General features: G+C 36.9%; 17 protein-coding genes. 2 read left to right on the top strand and 15 right to left on the bottom strand.

Annotated elements, in window-relative coordinates; all coding sequences use genetic code 11:
- Positions 1 to 12: 12 nt before the first annotated feature.
- From MOK21_RS10035 to MOK21_RS09985, 11 genes are all read right to left on the bottom strand, one after another.
- Positions 13 to 1,092 carry a DUF1648 domain-containing protein gene (locus MOK21_RS10035; RefSeq protein ID WP_249073793.1) on the bottom strand — a complete coding sequence of 360 codons (1,080 nt, stop codon included), beginning with the start codon at positions 1,090 to 1,092 and terminating at the stop codon, positions 13 to 15.
- Positions 1,093 to 1,099: 7 nt separating this feature from the next.
- Positions 1,100 to 1,477: a GntR family transcriptional regulator gene (locus MOK21_RS10030; protein WP_249073792.1), complete on the bottom strand. Its 378-nt coding sequence runs from the start codon at positions 1,475 to 1,477 to the stop codon at positions 1,100 to 1,102.
- A gap of 461 nt (positions 1,478 to 1,938) precedes the next feature.
- Complete coding sequence (locus tag MOK21_RS10025; RefSeq protein ID WP_249073791.1) at positions 1,939 to 2,316, bottom strand: carboxymuconolactone decarboxylase family protein; 378 nt, start codon at positions 2,314 to 2,316, stop codon at positions 1,939 to 1,941.
- 211 nt (positions 2,317 to 2,527) lie between these two features.
- Complete coding sequence (argH, locus tag MOK21_RS10020) at positions 2,528 to 3,901, bottom strand: argininosuccinate lyase (RefSeq protein WP_249073790.1); 1,374 nt, start codon at positions 3,899 to 3,901, stop codon at positions 2,528 to 2,530.
- Between the two features lie 77 nt (positions 3,902 to 3,978).
- Entirely contained in the window at positions 3,979 to 5,169 is a 1,191-nt protein-coding gene (locus tag MOK21_RS10015) for an argininosuccinate synthase (protein WP_249073789.1), read from the bottom strand.
- An 847-nt stretch (positions 5,170 to 6,016) separates the two neighbouring features.
- Positions 6,017 to 6,466: a GNAT family N-acetyltransferase gene (locus tag MOK21_RS10010; RefSeq protein WP_249073788.1), complete on the bottom strand. Its 450-nt coding sequence runs from the start codon at positions 6,464 to 6,466 to the stop codon at positions 6,017 to 6,019.
- 571 nt (positions 6,467 to 7,037) lie between these two features.
- Positions 7,038 to 8,381 carry a serine hydrolase domain-containing protein gene (locus MOK21_RS10005; protein ID WP_249073787.1) on the bottom strand — a complete coding sequence of 448 codons (1,344 nt, stop codon included), beginning with the start codon at positions 8,379 to 8,381 and terminating at the stop codon, positions 7,038 to 7,040.
- On the bottom strand, positions 8,368 to 8,823 hold the full coding sequence (locus MOK21_RS10000; RefSeq protein WP_249073786.1) for a MarR family winged helix-turn-helix transcriptional regulator: 456 nt from the start codon (positions 8,821 to 8,823) through the stop codon (positions 8,368 to 8,370). The genes MOK21_RS10005 and MOK21_RS10000 overlap by 14 nt, the downstream gene beginning before the upstream one ends.
- 57 nt (positions 8,824 to 8,880) lie before the next feature.
- Positions 8,881 to 9,048, bottom strand: a complete 168-nt coding sequence (locus tag MOK21_RS09995; protein WP_249073785.1) for a hypothetical protein — start codon at positions 9,046 to 9,048, stop codon at positions 8,881 to 8,883.
- Between the two features lie 244 nt (positions 9,049 to 9,292).
- Positions 9,293 to 10,048, bottom strand: coding sequence for an SDR family NAD(P)-dependent oxidoreductase (locus MOK21_RS09990; RefSeq protein WP_249073784.1), 756 nt, complete (start codon positions 10,046 to 10,048; stop codon positions 9,293 to 9,295).
- Positions 10,049 to 10,056: 8 nt separating this feature from the next.
- Positions 10,057 to 11,004, bottom strand: coding sequence for an MBL fold metallo-hydrolase (locus MOK21_RS09985; RefSeq protein ID WP_249073783.1), 948 nt, complete (start codon positions 11,002 to 11,004; stop codon positions 10,057 to 10,059).
- A 536-nt stretch (positions 11,005 to 11,540) separates the two neighbouring features.
- Between MOK21_RS09985 and proC the strand changes: the two genes are divergently transcribed.
- Complete coding sequence (gene proC, locus MOK21_RS09980) at positions 11,541 to 12,347, top strand: pyrroline-5-carboxylate reductase (protein ID WP_249073782.1); 807 nt, start codon at positions 11,541 to 11,543, stop codon at positions 12,345 to 12,347.
- A gap of 45 nt (positions 12,348 to 12,392) precedes the next feature.
- A complete protein-coding gene (namA, locus tag MOK21_RS09975; protein ID WP_249073781.1) occupies positions 12,393 to 13,403 on the top strand; it encodes an NADPH dehydrogenase NamA in 1,011 nt (336 codons plus the stop codon).
- 305 nt (positions 13,404 to 13,708) lie between these two features.
- Here the strand turns inward: namA and MOK21_RS09970 are convergent, their stop codons facing one another.
- The 4 genes from MOK21_RS09970 to MOK21_RS09955 all read right to left on the bottom strand — a co-directional run bounded on the left by MOK21_RS09970 (position 13,709) and on the right by MOK21_RS09955 (position 17,430).
- Positions 13,709 to 14,506, bottom strand: a complete 798-nt coding sequence (locus tag MOK21_RS09970) for a class I SAM-dependent methyltransferase (RefSeq protein ID WP_249073780.1) — start codon at positions 14,504 to 14,506, stop codon at positions 13,709 to 13,711.
- 327 nt (positions 14,507 to 14,833) lie between these two features.
- Positions 14,834 to 15,718 (bottom strand): sensor histidine kinase, encoded by an 885-nt coding sequence (locus MOK21_RS09965; protein WP_249073779.1) that lies wholly within the window; start codon positions 15,716 to 15,718, stop codon positions 14,834 to 14,836.
- A 13-nt stretch (positions 15,719 to 15,731) separates the two neighbouring features.
- Positions 15,732 to 16,514 carry a hypothetical protein gene (locus MOK21_RS09960; RefSeq protein WP_249073778.1) on the bottom strand — a complete coding sequence of 261 codons (783 nt, stop codon included), beginning with the start codon at positions 16,512 to 16,514 and terminating at the stop codon, positions 15,732 to 15,734.
- Positions 16,507 to 17,430: an ABC transporter ATP-binding protein gene (locus MOK21_RS09955; protein WP_249073777.1), complete on the bottom strand. Its 924-nt coding sequence runs from the start codon at positions 17,428 to 17,430 to the stop codon at positions 16,507 to 16,509. Before MOK21_RS09955 ends, MOK21_RS09960 begins: the two co-directional genes overlap by 8 nt.
- Positions 17,431 to 17,491 lie beyond the last annotated feature (61 nt).

Genomic DNA, 17,491 nt, shown 5'->3' with positions numbered 1-17,491 from the left:
AAATCTCTCCCTCTATATGAAAATGACTAACAAGATTGGTAAAAATATGACAAGTAAAATGATATAGCTCCATTTATTCGCCATATTCACAGTCCAACCAATACCGTATTTCTTTTCTACTAATAGTGAAGGGTCATTTTTATTACTATAAAAAATACCCCATTTCCAGTATCGATCATCGGCTGAAGCTGTTTCGTTTGTATGTAAATCATCAAAGCGCTCATTACTTTTACTTAATTTCCAATTGAAGAGGATAAGTCCCCCTAAAGAAACGATCATAGATACAATAAAAAGAGGGAAGAAATAAGGAGCTGTTTGATCTTTTAAAATCACTGTCGTGTAATGTAAAACAACAAAAAGAATGGTCATATTATAATTAATCGCCGCTAAATACCAGCTGCCATATTTACGCTGAGTAAGCTCTCTATTGGCCGAAGCTTCTTTCGCCTGTGCGCTCAATTGAATTTTGGCACTTTTCATACCAAAACTTATAATGAATAAGCTAATTTGTGTCCCTAGTAAAATAAGTGGCATGACAATTACAGAGATCCACGTTTTTTCAGTCCAACCGTCTGCCTCACCTGCTGCATTCCAATGGGTTGCAAACACATCCGGAATGGCATTGTAATTCATATAGGTAAAGGTAATCAACGCTAACGTGATAATAATTGGTAATGCGAAAAATACAGGTGAAAGTACTTCATCTCTATCACGTATAGATAGATCCGTCACATAAACAGTTTTGACATGTGCCTCCCAATTTTCTTGTTTTTTTAGTTTTTTTATTTTTATATGATAAGACATAGAAAGAGCAGCTGATAGGAGAAACATGACACATAGGAATATAAAGGATAGTAAAACAAATTTCTCTTCCTGAATGGACGTCAATAATAGTAAAATTTGGCCTAAAAGAAATGCAGCTGCGATGCTCCCTACAAACATGCTGTAGTGCTTTTTAAATAGTTGTAATTGCTGATGTTGCACATAGGGCTCTGGAATTGACACACCAAACACTGTTGTTTTTCTCGACAAATATGGTGTTACTGTTTCCAGTACCCCTACAAAGATAAAAATGCCTATTATAAAAAGCATATTTCCCCTACTTCCATTGTTTTAAAATTCGATGAAACAAACTTGTCATCTGATCTTTTTCGAGGCCACGTGCAAAGGCCTCTGCCATAATTGGTTTTAATGCATTTTCTACTTTTTCAACTTCCGTCTCTTGCAATTCTTTTTTTTGACCACCGATAATGAGAGCCTTTGCTTTCGGCTTTAATTCGATTAACCCTTTTTCTTCGAGTTCGTGATAGCTCTTACTTACCGTACTGACATTAATGCCTAAATCTGCAGCCATTGAACGAACTGAAGGTAATGTATCACCATTTTTTAGCTCTCCCTTAGCAATTAACTCAATTAACTGATTTGCTAACTGTTTGTAGAGCTGTAATTCACTGCTTGGATCTAAATGAATATTCATTTTACCCCTCCAATCTGTACCGCTTATCACCAAACAGAAATCTGTCATACTTAGAGTAGTACAGATTTTTGAAAAAGTCAAATTTTTCTATAAAGTAAAACTGAATCAGCGGGGTTTTTTTCCGCTAAAAAAAGGACCCAGAAAAATTCTGGATCCAAGAACACTTATTTCTATTTGATTTGATCTGTATCGGTTTTTGCTTCTTCTTAAGATACAGTAAAACAGAATATCCTCTGCCTCACCTTTTCCTTAAGATTTTAGAAGCTCACCCTATACAGTTGTGGCGGACTTTCCTGAGATTCCTGGTCTTTGGGTGTTAGACTACTCATTCTACATCCTCCTAATCACATTAGATTAATAAGTGGTTCCGCTTTTAATATGAACTGTTTCACGAATGTTTATTCACCTGATGCGCCTTTTTATTTAAAATCCTTCGTATAGCTTGAAACATCAAGAAAATTTTACGCTCCTTCTTTAAAAACCTGTTGCGCTATCATTAAAGCATTTTGTACACGTGGAAAACCTACATATGGCACTAATTGTAATAGTGCTTCGACAATTTCTGTCTGAGTCAAACCTGCATGTAAACCACGTTTAATATGTGTTTTTGTTTGTGGGGCAGCACCTTGCGTTACTACTGCCGTAATGACAACTAGTGCACGGCTTTTTGCATCTAGCCCAGGTCTTGAATAAACATCCCCATAGGCAAATTCAATAATCATTTTGCGTAAATCTGGTGCAATGTCAGCTAGTATATCCGCCTCAAGCATTCTTGCCGCTTCTTCATTTGTCACATACTGTTTAATTGTTTCTAACCCCTTTGTCAAACGCTCATTCATTGAAAATCCCTCCTATTATTATTTTTATTACACAAAAACCCCAATTCCGCGTCTCCAGAATTGGGGATTGTCCTTTACCTATGTAAGGGGCTCTTTTTCGTTTCACCCTCTGGCTCTAACAAAAAAGGAAATGTTTTTTCATAGTGCCTCACTGGACAGCTTTAATGAATATCTATGCAAAGTCACAAGGACACGCACGCAACAATAATGATTACATAAGACAAGCTTTTGCCTTTTCGATTTGGATAATTACTTGGTCAAATCCTGTTCCACCTAATGAATGACGACGACGAACCGCAGCTTCAGGTGCTAATACATCATAAATATCAGCCTCGATAAGCTCACTTTCTTTTTTCATGTCTGCAAGCGGTAAATCTAATAAATAGATGCCCTTTTGAATACATGTGAATACAAGTTTTCCTGTCACTTCATGTGCTTCACGGAAAGGCATACCTTTTGTTGCTAGATAATCTGCAAGCTCCGTAGCGTTGGAGAAGTCAGCGTGTACTGCCTGGTGCAAACGCTCTGTATTGACAGTCATCGTGCGAATCATACCTTCAAAGATTTTTAGTGAACCTAGAATTGTATGGACTGTATCGAACATACCTTCTTTATCTTCCTGCATATCTTTGTTGTATGTTAACGGTGTTCCTTTTAAGACTGTTAATAGGCCCATTAAGTTACCGTAAACACGTCCTGTTTTCCCACGGATTAACTCCGCCATATCAGGATTTTTCTTTTGTGGCATAATAGAAGATCCTGTTGAGAAAGCATCATCTAATTCAATAAATTTGAATTCATCTGTCGACCACAATATTATTTCTTCAGCAAAACGAGATAGATGCGCCATTAATAATGATGAATTACTTAAAAATTCAACGATAAAATCACGATCACTCACTGCATCCATAGAGTTTGCATAAACCTCGCTAAAGCCTAAAAGCTCGGCAGATTTTAAGCGGTCGATTGGGAAAGTTGTACCTGCCATGGCACCTGCACCTAAAGGCAAAATATCGATACGCTTAAGCGACTCTGTAAAGCGCTGTTTATCACGCTCTAACATCCAGAAATAGGCCATTAAGTGATGTGCAAATGAAATTGGTTGTGCACGTTGTAAATGTGTATAACCAGGCGCAATTGTTTCCACATTCTCTTCAGCCTTTTCTAGCAACGTCTTTTGGAAGGTCTCGATTAAACCGATTGCTTCCTTCACACGTTTTTTCAAGAAAATATGCATATCCGTTGCAACTTGGTCATTACGGCTACGACCTGTGTGAAGCTTACCACCTACAGGACCAATTAAATCAATGAGCATTTTTTCCAGATTTAAATGTATATCTTCATTTGCAACTGTAAATTCAAGCTCACCTGCGCTTGCTTTCTCTTTTAATTGTGCAAGTCCACCAAGAATAGCCTCTACGTCCGCAGCTGGTAAAATTCCTGTTGAGCCAAGCATCGTAACATGCGCAACGCTGCCTTCAAGGTCTTCTAGAACAAGCTGTTGGTCAAAGCCAATCGATGCGCCAAATTCGTCAACCCACGCTTCTGCTGATTTTTGGAAACGTCCGCCCCAAAGTTTTGTCATAACAGCTCACCTTTTCCTTTGTATAAGGTGCAGCATAACACAAAGCTATCCCACACCTTGCTTGTCAAAAATTGTTTTTATTTATTTACAGAAGAATTAACCACTGTTGGAAGGCCCCATAATTCGATGAAACCTACTGCTGATGCATGGTTGAATTGGTCTTCTTTAGAGTATGTTGCTAGCTTTTCACTATAAAGTGAATTTGGAGATTTACGTCCTTCCACAATTGCATGACCTTTGTAAAGCTTCACACGCACAGTTCCGTTTACAAATTTTTGTGATTCAGCAAGGAAAGATTCCAGTGCAACACGTAATGGAGAGAACCATAAACCATCATAAATTAATTCAGATAATTTTTTCTCAATGACTGGCTTGAAGTGCGCTAACTCTTTTACAAGTGTTAAATCTTCTAGCTCTTTATGTGCAGTTAATAGCACTTTTGCTCCTGGAATTTCATATACTTCACGAGATTTAATACCAACTAATCGGTTTTCTACGTGATCGATACGACCAACACCGTGTGCACCAGCTACTGCATTTAGCTCTTGAATTAAATCAGCAAGCTTCATTTCTTTACCGTTTAACGCTACTGGCTTACCAGCAACGAATTCAAGTTCTACGTATTCCGCTACGTCTGGAGCGTTTTCCACAGAAACGGTTAAACCGTAAGCTTCTTCTGGTGGAGATACCCATGGATCCTCCATTACACCCGCTTCGTTTGCACGGCCCCATAAGTTTTGGTCGATAGAGAACGGTGAATCTAACGTTGCTGGAATCGGTACATTATGTTTCATGGCATATTCGATTTCTTCATCTCGACTCCAGCCCCACTCACGTACAGGTGCTAATACTTCTAAGTCCGGATTTAACGCCTTGATAGAAACTTCAAAACGAACTTGGTCATTCCCTTTACCTGTGCAACCATGAGCTACTGCATCCGCTCCGACTTGATTCGCAATTTCCACTAATTTTTTTGAAATTAATGGACGAGAAAGTGCCGATACTAATGGGTATTTTTGTTCGTACCAAGTATGAGCTTGTAATGAAATTAATGCATATTCTTCTGCAAACTCATCTTTCGCATCTACCATATATGATTCAATTGCTCCTACTTGAAGAGCTTTATTTTTTACGAATTCAAGGTCCTTACCTTCACCAACGTCAAGGCACACTGCAATAACATCCCAACCTTGTTCTTTTAACCATGGAATTGCTACAGAAGTATCAAGACCACCTGAATATGCTAAAACTACTTTTTTATTTGCCATAAAAAATGCGCCTCCAATTAATCTATAAGTTATGTATGTTTATACATCCAACTAAAAGTTTATACACGAATAGTATCATGTTATAAAAATAAAAACAAGTGTATTTTTATAAATTAATAGACTTTTATGTTTATTGTAAAAAGTGTGTCATTCCAATACTTTAAGTGCTTGTGCGAACTATGTATATTTTTACTCGGAAAAACGATTTTTTACTTATAACTTGAATATATATAGTATAAATTTCGGGAGTAAATGGCTCTTTTGCAAAATGAGGGGTTGATTTCCGTTCCGACTGGGCGCTTTGTAGCTGACGCTTCGCTTTCGCACAGAGCAAAGCTTCCTGGGGGCGTCCGATGAGCCGCTTGGGCAAACACGATTTTGGTCACGAAGGCGTTATCACAGGATGTGATGCTCTTAGCCTTCGTTCCCCTATCGCTAATCCCCAAGGAGTCGCCCAGTCTCCACTCCAATCAACTGATTCACATAGCATGTGTTTCTGGCATGTCTCTATAATTTATTGTTTTTAAACGCTATTAAAAAGAACCCATTGCGTAAAATGAGTTCTTATGTCTACAAAAAGGTCAATATTAATTTAATGTGTATAAATAAGCAAAGGTTGGTTTTTAACTCTTCGTTGGCGCTTTCCACTGGTTTGGCTTTAATCACCTTGATTAATTTATACATTTGAAAGGGTACGCTCAATTGGTTCATCTAATATTCTGAGCAATAAATAAGGCTTTTTTTCTCAAAGATTGTTGCTTCTGCCTTGACTATCTTCTTCAACTTAAGCTCTCCGATAGTTGAAGAAGAACTATAGTTTTTTACCACAATCACACCTAATAAACATTTATTTGGATATCCATTCATATTGAATATCAGCTAAATTTTCTTCATTTTCATGCCCTCTCCCTATGATTTCAAATCCTTGTTTTTCATAAAATCGTTGTGCATTTTCATTTACTTCGAATGTATATAATGTTAATCTCCCACTTGATTGTGCTTTAACTTTATCAAGTAATGTATGACCTATCCCAATTCCTTGATAATCTATATGAATATATAGTTGGCTTATTTCCCTTTCATTATAGGCAATCATTCCAACTACTTTTTCATCAATTAACGCTAAATCTATTTGGAACTGTTCAGATAATATATGATTTAAAAAATAAACGTGACTTTCAAAGCTGTGACTTTCTTTCTGACCAATAGCCTGTTCCTTACTATTTCGCCACATGTCCACTGTTTGTTCAGCGTATTTGGGATTATACGAAGTAATTATCACTTTGTGTTGGTTCACTACAATACCTCCTCAAATTTTGTTTACTTTATAATTGTTTTCCTACTATAAAGTCGATGAATACTACCTGTTGCAGGTATTTTAACATTTGCAAAGCTTTTTTCTAGTTTCTACTTACTCCGTTAGTTCAATAAAAAAAAAGAGCTGCATATGCAACTCAATGATCTCTGATAAATGCCCCGGTTAGTTGAAGAAGAAAAGAAATCTTACTAAAGTATTTTTTTATTATCTTTCTCTTTTTATTAGACTCTCTATAAATTCGTAGAAATCGCTATTCCTCATTTCGTAGTTTATGAAATAACCTACATCTTCATCTTTAGTTGTAAAAATGATTGTTTTGCCGTTGCCGTAAATATAAGTTGTAAATACCATCTTTCGATATCCACAATCAAAGTAACTCTTTTTTTGAAGTGCGATGGAATTTTAAATTCTTTAATGATTGAACGATAGTATCTTTGTCTTCTTTTTACATTTCAGCTTTATGCAAAGTATAAAGCTTTCGTCTACAAATCTATGAATTAATGATAGCTAACGGTTCTATTTGTTCTCAAATTAAAAAGGCGTATAAATGTTATTTTCCTTTAAGCACGTGGTCGTTTATTTTTCTAGCGATCGTTTTTTGATCGTCATTGATAACGGTTAATATGTCTTGCTTAATCGTTACAAGGACACCTAAACCACGTAGGAAAAATTCATCCACTTTCATCGCATGTAACTCAAGTGGCATTGTAGCTGGCAGGAAAATATATAAGCGATGATCCTCTTGTAACGCTATTTCCACAGCATGTTCAGGATGCTCCTGGAGTTGGTATTTACCTTCATAGCTTTGTAAAACTTCAATTGGTAAATGTACAGCTTTATATTGCTCAGGCCTTTTCGGCAAATGGAATTCATGTGTCGTTAATACTTTTTCAATCGCTTCGCCGATAGCTATCTCATAATCTATTTCTTGCTCTTTACTGCGTAAAAATACAAAGACCGTCTTAGATTGCGGATAAATTTTAAAGGTTGTTGCATACCCCGGCCATCCTCCGTTGTGCCATATACATTTTCCAAGTTGTTCATCCTCGGAAATAATCCATCCCATCCCGTAAGAAAAAGGCTGGTCTACTGTAAGAGTTGAAGGTGTAAAGGCTTGCTCAAGTAAAGCTTCATCCCACAGCTGTGCCTGCATAACAGCACGCCCTAATTTCCATAAGTCCTCTACCGTTGAATAGATTCCACCATCGCCAGTAATATAGTTCAAACAAGTAGTACCTTTCGTTTCCTCAAATTCTGAAGGGTCCACGTGTTGTCCGGCATACACATCATACACATAGCCCTGTGCAATTTCATTCGTATATTGTTCAGTAAAAGTAGTTGATGTTACCGTTGTGTTTATCATATTTAATGGTTGAAAAATAGCTTCATCCATATATTCAGAATAGCTTTTATTGGTCACACGCTCGATTAAAAGAGCTAGTAAGACGTAACCTGTATTGCTGTATTCCATTCGCTCACCTGATTCAAAAAGTCGCGGTGGTGCATATTGAATTAGTAGCTGTAACGCGTCTTCATTTGTAGCAGCTGTTGTTTCATCCCAATTTGAAAACAATGCCATATAATCAGGTAAACCTGATGTATGATGTAATAAGTGACGTACAGTAATATTTGAGTAAGGGAAATGATCGAACCATTGATGAATATCATCATCAAATGATAATTTCTTTTCTTGTACTAAAAGTAAAATGCCCAATGCTGTGATTGGTTTTGATACTGATGCTAAGTTAAAACGTTGATGGAGTTCCATAGGTGCGTGTGTTTGAATCGAAGCTTCGCCATAGGCACCTTGTAATAAAATGGTCTCATCTTGTGCAAGCAACACAGTACCATTAAACGTATCATCAAGCTGTTCTTTCACTTTATTCCAATCCATTTGAAATTTCCTCCTCAACAATTCGATTTAAGCGCTGGATTAAGCTACGCAATTGTTCTAAATCTTCCACCGGCATTTTGCTATAAATCTTTTCAATAATGAGTTCATTAATTTGCTCATCGCGATGATAATACGCATCTCCATTTTCAGCCAACATAACAACCACTTCTCTGCGATTGTTAGGGTTAATATCGCGTTTTAAATAGTTTTCTTTTTCAAGTCTCGATACTATTTGACTCACTGCACTCGGGGAGATTTCCATATAGTGAGCGATTTCGCCCATTGTACACTTCTTATGCTTGTGTACAAAATCAATGACCAGCGTTTGTTTCATCGATAAATCATCTGTAAATAGAGCTTCTTGAGCCTTCGCTAATTTTACATTCATTTCATAAGTATATTGATTAATGTCATCTACAATTTGCTTAATTTTCTCAGTCATTTTTACCAACCTTAATATTTTAGTTAACTTAAATATTAACCAAACGAAGTGTTTTGACTACTTATTTTCATTTTTTATTGTTTCAGTTGTCCTAAATGAATTAACTATCTCCCCAACATTATCAATAATTCCATCCAACTCTTTCGTTATTTCTTTTACTTCAGGATCCTTATCCACATCTACTACTCCAATTCTAAATATCCAATCTTTTTTCTTTTTAGCCATTTTTGCACCCACTTTATCGTTTAATTTTCTTCCTATAAAATTTCAAATATGTTAATTCCAAAACTAAACAAATAATTCACCTAACAAAAACCTTTTCAATTAAAACAATATTTATTCTTCTTAATATTTTATCTAACTTAAATATTAATGAAAATAAATGATTTTGTCAACGAAATGGATTTTTAAAAATAAAAAAACTGTAAGCATACTCGATTTTTACCCGAATATGCTTACAGTTAAATACCTATTTTTTATTAAAAAATGATTTCCCTAAAAATTCAACGGTTGCAGGTGCGATTGCATAAAGTTTACTTGATAACCCCATGATTCGTGGTAAATTAACCTCTCGTACAGGGCGCTCGATTGTTTTTATCGTCGCGCGTGCCACTTCTTCAGCGGTTAATAAAAACCTTCCTAAAGACTCGCGATAGCCACTTTCATCACTTGCCTTATCTAAAAATGGTGTATCAATTGGACCTGGATGAATCGCAGTGACTTTCACATGATAAGGAGCTAGCTCCATGCGAAGTCCATTCGTAAAGCCAACAATCGCATGCTTTGTTGCTGCATAAACACTAGCCTTCGGTGTCGCTACCTTTCCTGCCTGTGAGCCGATGAAGATGAGCTGCCCTTGCTGACGTTGTATCATAGGCGCTGCTAGACGTTTTGCTAAATACATCGGTACACTGACATTTAGTTCTACCATTTGTTTAATCGCTTCATCTGATAATTCAGGTGCCATACCGAATTTACCTACCCCGGCAGATAAAATAGCTACATCGAGCGGAGGTAGCTGTGCGCATACTTCATCTATAGTAGCTACATTCGTTAAATCTGCTTGAATCACGTTAGCACCTACGCGCTCTAATGCTTTCAATGCCACCGTATTGCGTCCTGTTGCATAAACTGTATGACCTTGTGCTACTAATAATTCTGTTATTTTCAGTCCAACACCACTTGTTGCACCTGTCACAAAGATTGTCTTTTTATTCACGCGCATGTTTACACCTACTTTCTATGAAATAAATAAATACCTTCTTCCGTTTTTGTAGATGTAATCAAATTGTTGGCCTCTAAGTAATCTAAATAACCGAGCGTTTTAGACAGTGTCAGACCAAGTTGACGTTGGAAAATTGCTGGGTAAAAGCGCTTCGTTACTTGTACAGCAGTTAATGCTTCGTCACCAAATAATTCGCAAACCTTCAAAGCTTGCTGATGCTGGCGTTGTAATCGTTTATCAATTAAATCAGGAATATTCTGCAACTCTGCACCATGTCCTGTATACATTGTTTTAACTGGTAACCGTCGTAATATTTCTAGCGATTCATTATATTGTAGTAACGATTTCGTACGTCCTAATGTACGGTCTAGTGGTGGCTCAATTAACGGGTTTGGCGTTATTTTTTCAAGCAATAAATCTCCACCGATTACATCATGCGTTTTTTCATCCCAGAAGATTAAGTGACTTTGTGCATGCCCTAATGTTTCAATAGCCGTTAATCCTGGATGTCCTGGCACTTCATCCCCATCGTTAAGGATTTGTGTTAATGGTCGTTCACCTACAAGCTCTATTTCACGGCGGACATGTACACTCGGCTGAATATATTCTTGAGGAACACCGTGCTCAAATAAGCGTTCACTGTAAAACTGTACATGGTAACGTAAAAAATCGTCGTCATGACGAAGCCATTTATCGTTATAGGCATGCCCTAAAATTTCTGCGTTTGGAAAGGCATCCACCCAACCTGCATGATCTGGATGATGATGGGTTAACACAACCTGTTCAATATCTCGCATGTCAAAGCCCGCTGCGCGAATACCCCATTTAAGCGCATCATAGGCTTCCATTGTTTTTGGACCAACATCAAAAATTGTCAACGCATCGCCTTTGACAACAAATGCATTCACATCTCCTACGTCATAGGGTGTTGGTATTTCTATTTTGTATATAGACAAAAGCTGTTTCCCCCTTTTATGCAACTAGTGAATACCGATTCATTCTATTTTACAAGTTTTTCTTCTTTTCGTCACCCTTCTGTTGACAGGTTAATGTATTATCAATATAATTTTGAATAATCTAATTATTTTTATGCGTTGATGAAGCCAAGTACGTAATTGGTGAAGGTGTCTTAGAGAGTGTTACATTTGCTGAAAGTAACATCACCCGCTCCCATTACCGAACCTACTTCTGAGCAGTTATGAAAACATAACCGTTTCCCTTGCGATAAAAGGGCTATAAGTTGTGCCAATTGGCAAACAAAGGTGGTACCGCGGAAACAAAAGCGTTTTCGTCCTTCATTATAAGGACGAGAGCGCTTTTTTTATCTTTATTCAGCTACAAATGTTTTCTGTAGCGAAAGCGAAGCGGCAGCTACAAATGTTTTCTGTAGCGAAAGCGAAGCGGCAGCTACAAATGTTTTCTGTAGCGAAAGCGAAGCGGCAGCTACAATTACGCCAAGGCGAAATTGATTTTGAGAACTGGAGGTTTTATCGTGAAAAAAATACTATTTATAGGTGCAGGCTCTATGGCAGAGGCCTTGATTCAGGGTTGGATAAAAGAAAAAGTATTTACAGCACAAGAAATTTACGTCACCAATCGCTCAGACAAGGAACGTTTAGCGTTTTTGCATGACACGTATGGTGTAAATGGCCATATTGACCATGATATTTATCAGCGCGCTGATTTAATCATTTTAGCGATGAAGCCTAAGGATGCCGTTGCAGCGATGCGTGAACTAAAACCTAAAATAGCAGAGCACTCAGCCGTTCTTTCTATTTTAGCCGGTATCGCGATTACTACTATTACAGAACATTTAGGTGCTCGCCCAGTCGCACGCGTTATGCCTAACACTTCTGCAACTATTGGGATGTCTGCAAGTGGAATTGCCTTTAATGATAAAGTGACTACCGAACAGCGCTCCACTTTCTTACAGCTTCTAGAGGCGGTCGGTTCAGTTATTGAGGTAGATGAGGATCAATTACATGCTGTAACGGCTCTTTCAGGGAGTGGCCCAGCTTATATTTATTATTTAATGGAGGCATTTGAACGAGTTGGTACAAAGGTGGGTCTCTCGAAGGATACAGTACGACTTTTAATGACGCAAACTCTTGCTGGTACTGCGGAAATGCTGAAGCAATCCGTCGATGAGCCTGATGTCTTACGCCGTAAAGTCACAAGTCCAGGTGGTACAACAGAAGCTGGAATAAAGGCTCTTGAACAATATCAATTTAATGAAGCGATAGAAGCATGCATTAAAGAAGCAGAAGCTCGATCTCGTTCACTTGCAAATAGTAAATAATGGGTGCAAAATAGGGTGTATCACTAGGGATTAGGGGGCTTTATTTTGGCAAAATTATTTGAACCTTATCAATTACAAAATATCAATTTAAAAAATCGTGTTGTCATGGCACCGATGTGTATGTACTCAGCGCAGGATGATGGGCTTGTCACACCATTCCACCAAGTACATTATGCAACGCGGGCTGCTGGTCAAGTTGGTTTAATCATTGTCGAAGCGACAGGTGTTGTACCAGAAGGTCGTATATCTAGTAAAGATCTTGGAATTTGGGATGATGCTCATATCGAAGGTTTACGTCAATTAGTTCAAGGAATGAAGGCTTACGGAGCAAAAACTGGCATCCAGCTCGCACACGCTGGACGTAAAGCAACTGTTGATGGAGAAATATTTGCGCCATCAGCCATTGCTTTTAGCGATGCTTTTAAAACGCCAACGGAAATGACATTAAAAGATATTGAATATGTTGTCGAAGCATTTAAACAAGCAGCTGTCCGGGCAGCTAAAGCAGGCTTTGATGTTCTTGAAATCCATGGAGCACACGGCTATCTAATAAGTGAATTTTTATCACCAGCAACGAATAAGCGCAACGACCAATACGGTGGCTCCGTGGAAAATCGTTATCGATTATTACGTCAAGTCATCGATGCTATACGTAGTGTTTGGGAAGGTCCTTTACTTGTGCGTGTTTCTGCTGAAGACTATGCAGAAGATGGGACAACAATGGATGACTTTATCGTCTTTAGTCGCTGGATGAAATCGCAGGGTGTTGATTTAGTGGATGTTTCTACAGGTGGTGTCGTGCAAGCTCATATAAATGTTTTTCCAGGCTACCAAGTGCCTCATGCTGAAGCGATTAAACATGGTGCTGATATCCCAACAGGCACAGTCGGCCTAATTACGACAGCTATTCAAGCAGAAGAAATTTTGCAAAACAATCGTGCCGACTTAATTTTCTTAGCACGTGTTCTTCTACGGGAGCCCTATTGGCCACTTCATGCTGCCAAGGAATTAGGTGAAGAAGTTCAACCTCCAGTGCAATACGTACGTGGCTGGTAAAAAACAAAGTGCACACTTGCTAATCATCACAAAATAAAAAACAGCTTGTTGATGTATGTTAACAAGCTGTTTTCATTCAATAAATCGGTTATTGTTTTTTCTCCATCTCTTGCCTTCACTAACGTCTCTTACACTTCTTCATTGATGAATGCGAACATACTTTGCTCACAATTTTTCAATTGCTGTGGCTCTTTCTTTTTCTTAAGCCTATGTTAAATAATACTGTTAATTTATTAAAATAAATAACGGGAACTTCATTTCTCAGAATTACCACCTTTAATTAAAGCCCCTTTTATGGAACAAGGCTAACAATTCTTTATACCGAGCTTTACTGATAATGTTAATTTTTCTTTAAACTCTCCAGAGTTAGAAATATCAAGCAGGGCTTCTCTAAGCTCACGTTCAAATAGCTCGATGTTATTTCCAAGAAAAAGTTTAGAACCATAAGATGTGGAATATAGATTTCCGAGTATTGACTCGATGGTCCAAGTTATTTCGTATGTAGGTAAATTGTGTATCTCAACATTAAATTTTGAATTTGACAGTACTTCTTCATGACTCATAATGGGATGAGTATAGGTAGCCTTACCAGCTCTTCTATCTTTCCCGTACCATTTTTCTATGATTTCATTTGTTTTTTCTTGCCATTCAGTTAACGATTGGTTTGGGTCATAGTTATCAATAATAGCTACTCCACCACCATCAGTAACCATATTGAATAGTTCATCTAAAACCTTTGGTCTATCCATCCAATGAAAGGCTTTTGCTATGATTACGAGATTAAATTGTTCATTGTGTTGTGCTTTATATTGTTCTAGTTTTCCATTAAACCAATGTATTTGCCCCATTCTTACCTCTTGATGAAGACGTTTTGCTTCATTAATCATTTCTGGCTCAGTGTCTATTCCAACTATTTTATTACACCAATCCGAAAATCTCATTGTAAGTTGTCCTGTACCACATCCTAAATCAAGTAGGTTCTGCTCCCCATTCAAAGAGAATTTTTCTACCAAGAACCTTATTAGAGAAGAAGGATACATAGGTCTGTATTTAGAATAATAGATTGCTGAACCTTTAAATAAATCCTGACCATACTTATTCAAATTACTCAACCTCCAATAATTTAATTTTAGTCTTCCAAGTCCGTTAAGTACCCTTTAACGGAAAAACGCTTTGACAATCAATTGTAAGATTCTGATAATCCGAGTTTATCATAGGTCACATTGTTGAGAACAGACAGCTCTCAACAATCATCTTACTAACACCCTTTCTTATCAAGTAGGGCGATTAATCGCTACCAACATAATCACCCCTAAACATACTATAATTACCATAAAAAGTTTTATATTTCCACATTGGAAATAACATTGTTATAAACGTTATATGTAATAGTAATAGCCAAGATGCAATAAGCTTCTTGGCTACTACTATTACATATTCTTTTTTAAACTCACTAAAAACTCAATCATGCCACCTTCTATTTTGGCCGTGGCACTTCCACCTAATTTTTCTGCTAGCAGCTTAACTATAGATAGCCCTAAACCAGTGTTTTTACGTCTGGAATTGTCTGTTGTATAAAATCGATCGAAAAGCTGGTTAGGATTTAGTTGAATATTTTCGTCAATCGGATTTTGAAAACAGATATATGCATATTCCTCTTCTAGCCACAACTTAATAGTTACATCACCTTGAGCATGCATGATGCTATTTCGTACTAAGTTTTGCACAATACGTAAAAGCATTTCTTCATCAGAATTAATGATGAGAGGCTCGAATTTAGGTAAGTTGACGGCTATTCCTTGTTGTTCAAATTGCGCAAAGGCACCAGCAATTTCTTCAAATACAATATTGGATATATTGATACGATTTTTTTTAGGTTGATCTTCATTACTGTGCAAATAGGAATATTCAAAAAATGTTTCTACTAATTGCTCTAGTCTTCCAACATGTTTTTGTGAAATTTCAAGCTTTGTAAGCTGCTTTTCTGTTAAGGGTTCTTTTAAAAGCATTTGTTGATAGCCCTTTATTGCCGTAAGAGGCGTACGAAAATCATGAGAAATGTTTGAAATCATTTCCTTAAAGTATTTTTCTTCCCGTTTAATATACGACCTTGATTTTTGTGATTCTAATAATATGCGATTTATATTGGCCACTAGTTGATTTACTTCTTTGTTTAATAGCTCTACGCTAATTGGTTGCGTATATTGCTCATGTAGACGTTGTGACAATTGTACGTTCATCAATCGTAGTTGCCTTTGTAGATAAAAAATATAAAATAGTAATCCTACAATGATTACAATTGCCACAAACCACATTCCCTACATCCCCTTACCTGATTTCTGCTTTTCTAAATGTCATGAATGTTAAATACAAAACTACTATTATAAAGATTACACAAATGGAAACGGCCGAAATTATATCACCTTTACTCATGCTTACATTAATCGTAATGAACTCCACTGAATATGGTGTAAAGGATAATATGTTATTCATTATCTCAAATGAATTCTGGAAGCTCGCTACCTGTCCAAAGAACATGGACATCATATAATACGCAGCTACGACAAGAACGGATTTTCTTAAGACAAAGGCAAGTAAAATACAAATCGTTAACTGGGCAAGATAGACCATTGTCATTGTGATCATTATTGTTACGTATTCGCCAAAGCTACCACTAGTAGTCAATGTTAGAATGCTTAAAAAACCTGCTGCATTCCTCCCCATACTAAACGTGCTGTCCATTGATAAACCAATTATAGTTACGATGATATACGGACTTACAAGAACAAGTAGTAATAACCAGTAAACAATCGCTTTACTTATGATAATTTGGATTCTTGCAAACCCACTTATAATAGGATGATGGATATTTTTTGTGTCAAAATCTGAACAAATAAGTGTCGTGGCAAGTACTGCACCTACTATTGACATCATATTCATATCAGATAATAAAAAACCAATATTACTGATGTTTTCATTGATTGACTTATTGCCGATACCATAGGCAATACTAAACATTGCTATTGCAGAACATGTTGTAAGAGCCAGTAAGACCCAAAATATTTTAGATTTAGTTGTTTTATAGAGGTAAGCACGTACTAAATTAAACATGTTGCTCACCTCCAATTAACGTTAGGAAGTAGTTCTCTAATGTATCTCCTTGTAGACTAAATTCGGTAAGCGTTATCCCATTTTCAAATAACGCTGTTGATACATCTCCGAGGTCTTCTAAGAAATCATACAATTTAATCGTTTTATTAGGCATGACTTGAAAGTTTTGTGTTTTAAGAACTGCTTCTAATACATGTACACATTGTTCTGGAGCTGTACAACCAATGCGAATATAATGTCTACATTCTTCATCAAGCTGTTGTTGAGTCATTTGTTTCATAATTTTCCCTTTATGAATAATGATATAATCAGTCGTTGTTAAATAAAGTTCCGGTAAATTATGACTTGAAATTAATATCGTCATCTGTCGCTCTTCACAAAGGCGTGTTAAAAGCTGACGAATTTCCACAACACCTTGTGGATCTAGCCCATTTACCGGTTCATCTAAAATCAATAGCTCTGGATTAGTTAATAATGCAATAGCAATGCCTAATCGTTGTTTCATTCCTAATGAAAAATGCTTCGCTTTCTTGTTGTTTGTACCCGTCAATCCAACCAATTGTAATATTTCATCTTCAAGCTCCTCGTTCGGGATCCCTCGCATGTAACGATGATATTTAAGATTACCTTTTGCCGTCATATCAGGGCTAATCGCCGGTTGTTCAATCATGCTGGCAATACGTTTTCGTTGCTGCTGTATTTCCTTGTCAGATGATTTTCCAAATAACTCAAATGACCCTTCTGTTTGAAAACTAATCCCTGAAATAATCTTCATTAAGGTTGATTTACCCGCACCATTTTCACCAATAAGTCCATAAATACGACCCTCTTTTAATTCAATTGATACGTCGTGAAGTACTGGTTGTTTTTTATATATTTTAGTTAATTGATTCGTTTTTAATATGGTTTCACCCATACTAAGCACCTCCCTTTCATATTCATAGATTACTCATGAAAGGTATAGATAAAGTAAAGAT

It is taken from the genome of Lysinibacillus sp. BPa_S21, assembly GCF_023337795.1.
Lineage (GTDB): Bacteria > Bacillota > Bacilli > Bacillales_A > Planococcaceae > Lysinibacillus.
This window is presented reverse-complemented; position numbering and strand designations above follow the sequence as displayed.

Excerpts from the sequence above, each read along its gene's own strand:
- MOK21_RS10035 (WP_249073793.1), bottom strand. The coding sequence starts at position 1,092 with ATGCTTTTTATAATAGGCATTTTTATCTTTGTAGGGGTACTGGAAACA.
- MOK21_RS10030 (WP_249073792.1), bottom strand. The coding sequence starts at position 1,477 with ATGAATATTCATTTAGATCCAAGCAGTGAATTACAGCTCTACAAACAG.
- MOK21_RS10025 (WP_249073791.1), bottom strand. The coding sequence starts at position 2,316 with ATGAATGAGCGTTTGACAAAGGGGTTAGAAACAATTAAACAGTATGTG.
- argH (WP_249073790.1), bottom strand. The coding sequence starts at position 3,901 with ATGACAAAACTTTGGGGCGGACGTTTCCAAAAATCAGCAGAAGCGTGG.
- MOK21_RS10015 (WP_249073789.1), bottom strand. The coding sequence starts at position 5,169 with ATGGCAAATAAAAAAGTAGTTTTAGCATATTCAGGTGGTCTTGATACT.
- MOK21_RS10005 (WP_249073787.1), bottom strand. The coding sequence starts at position 8,381 with ATGGATTGGAATAAAGTGAAAGAACAGCTTGATGATACGTTTAATGGT.
- MOK21_RS10000 (WP_249073786.1), bottom strand. The coding sequence starts at position 8,823 with ATGACTGAGAAAATTAAGCAAATTGTAGATGACATTAATCAATATACT.
- MOK21_RS09995 (WP_249073785.1), bottom strand. The coding sequence starts at position 9,048 with ATGGCTAAAAAGAAAAAAGATTGGATATTTAGAATTGGAGTAGTAGAT.
- MOK21_RS09990 (WP_249073784.1), bottom strand. The coding sequence starts at position 10,048 with ATGCGCGTGAATAAAAAGACAATCTTTGTGACAGGTGCAACAAGTGGT.
- MOK21_RS09965 (WP_249073779.1), bottom strand. The coding sequence starts at position 15,718 with ATGTGGTTTGTGGCAATTGTAATCATTGTAGGATTACTATTTTATATT.
- MOK21_RS09960 (WP_249073778.1), bottom strand. The coding sequence starts at position 16,514 with ATGTTTAATTTAGTACGTGCTTACCTCTATAAAACAACTAAATCTAAA.
- MOK21_RS09955 (WP_249073777.1), bottom strand. The coding sequence starts at position 17,430 with ATGGGTGAAACCATATTAAAAACGAATCAATTAACTAAAATATATAAA.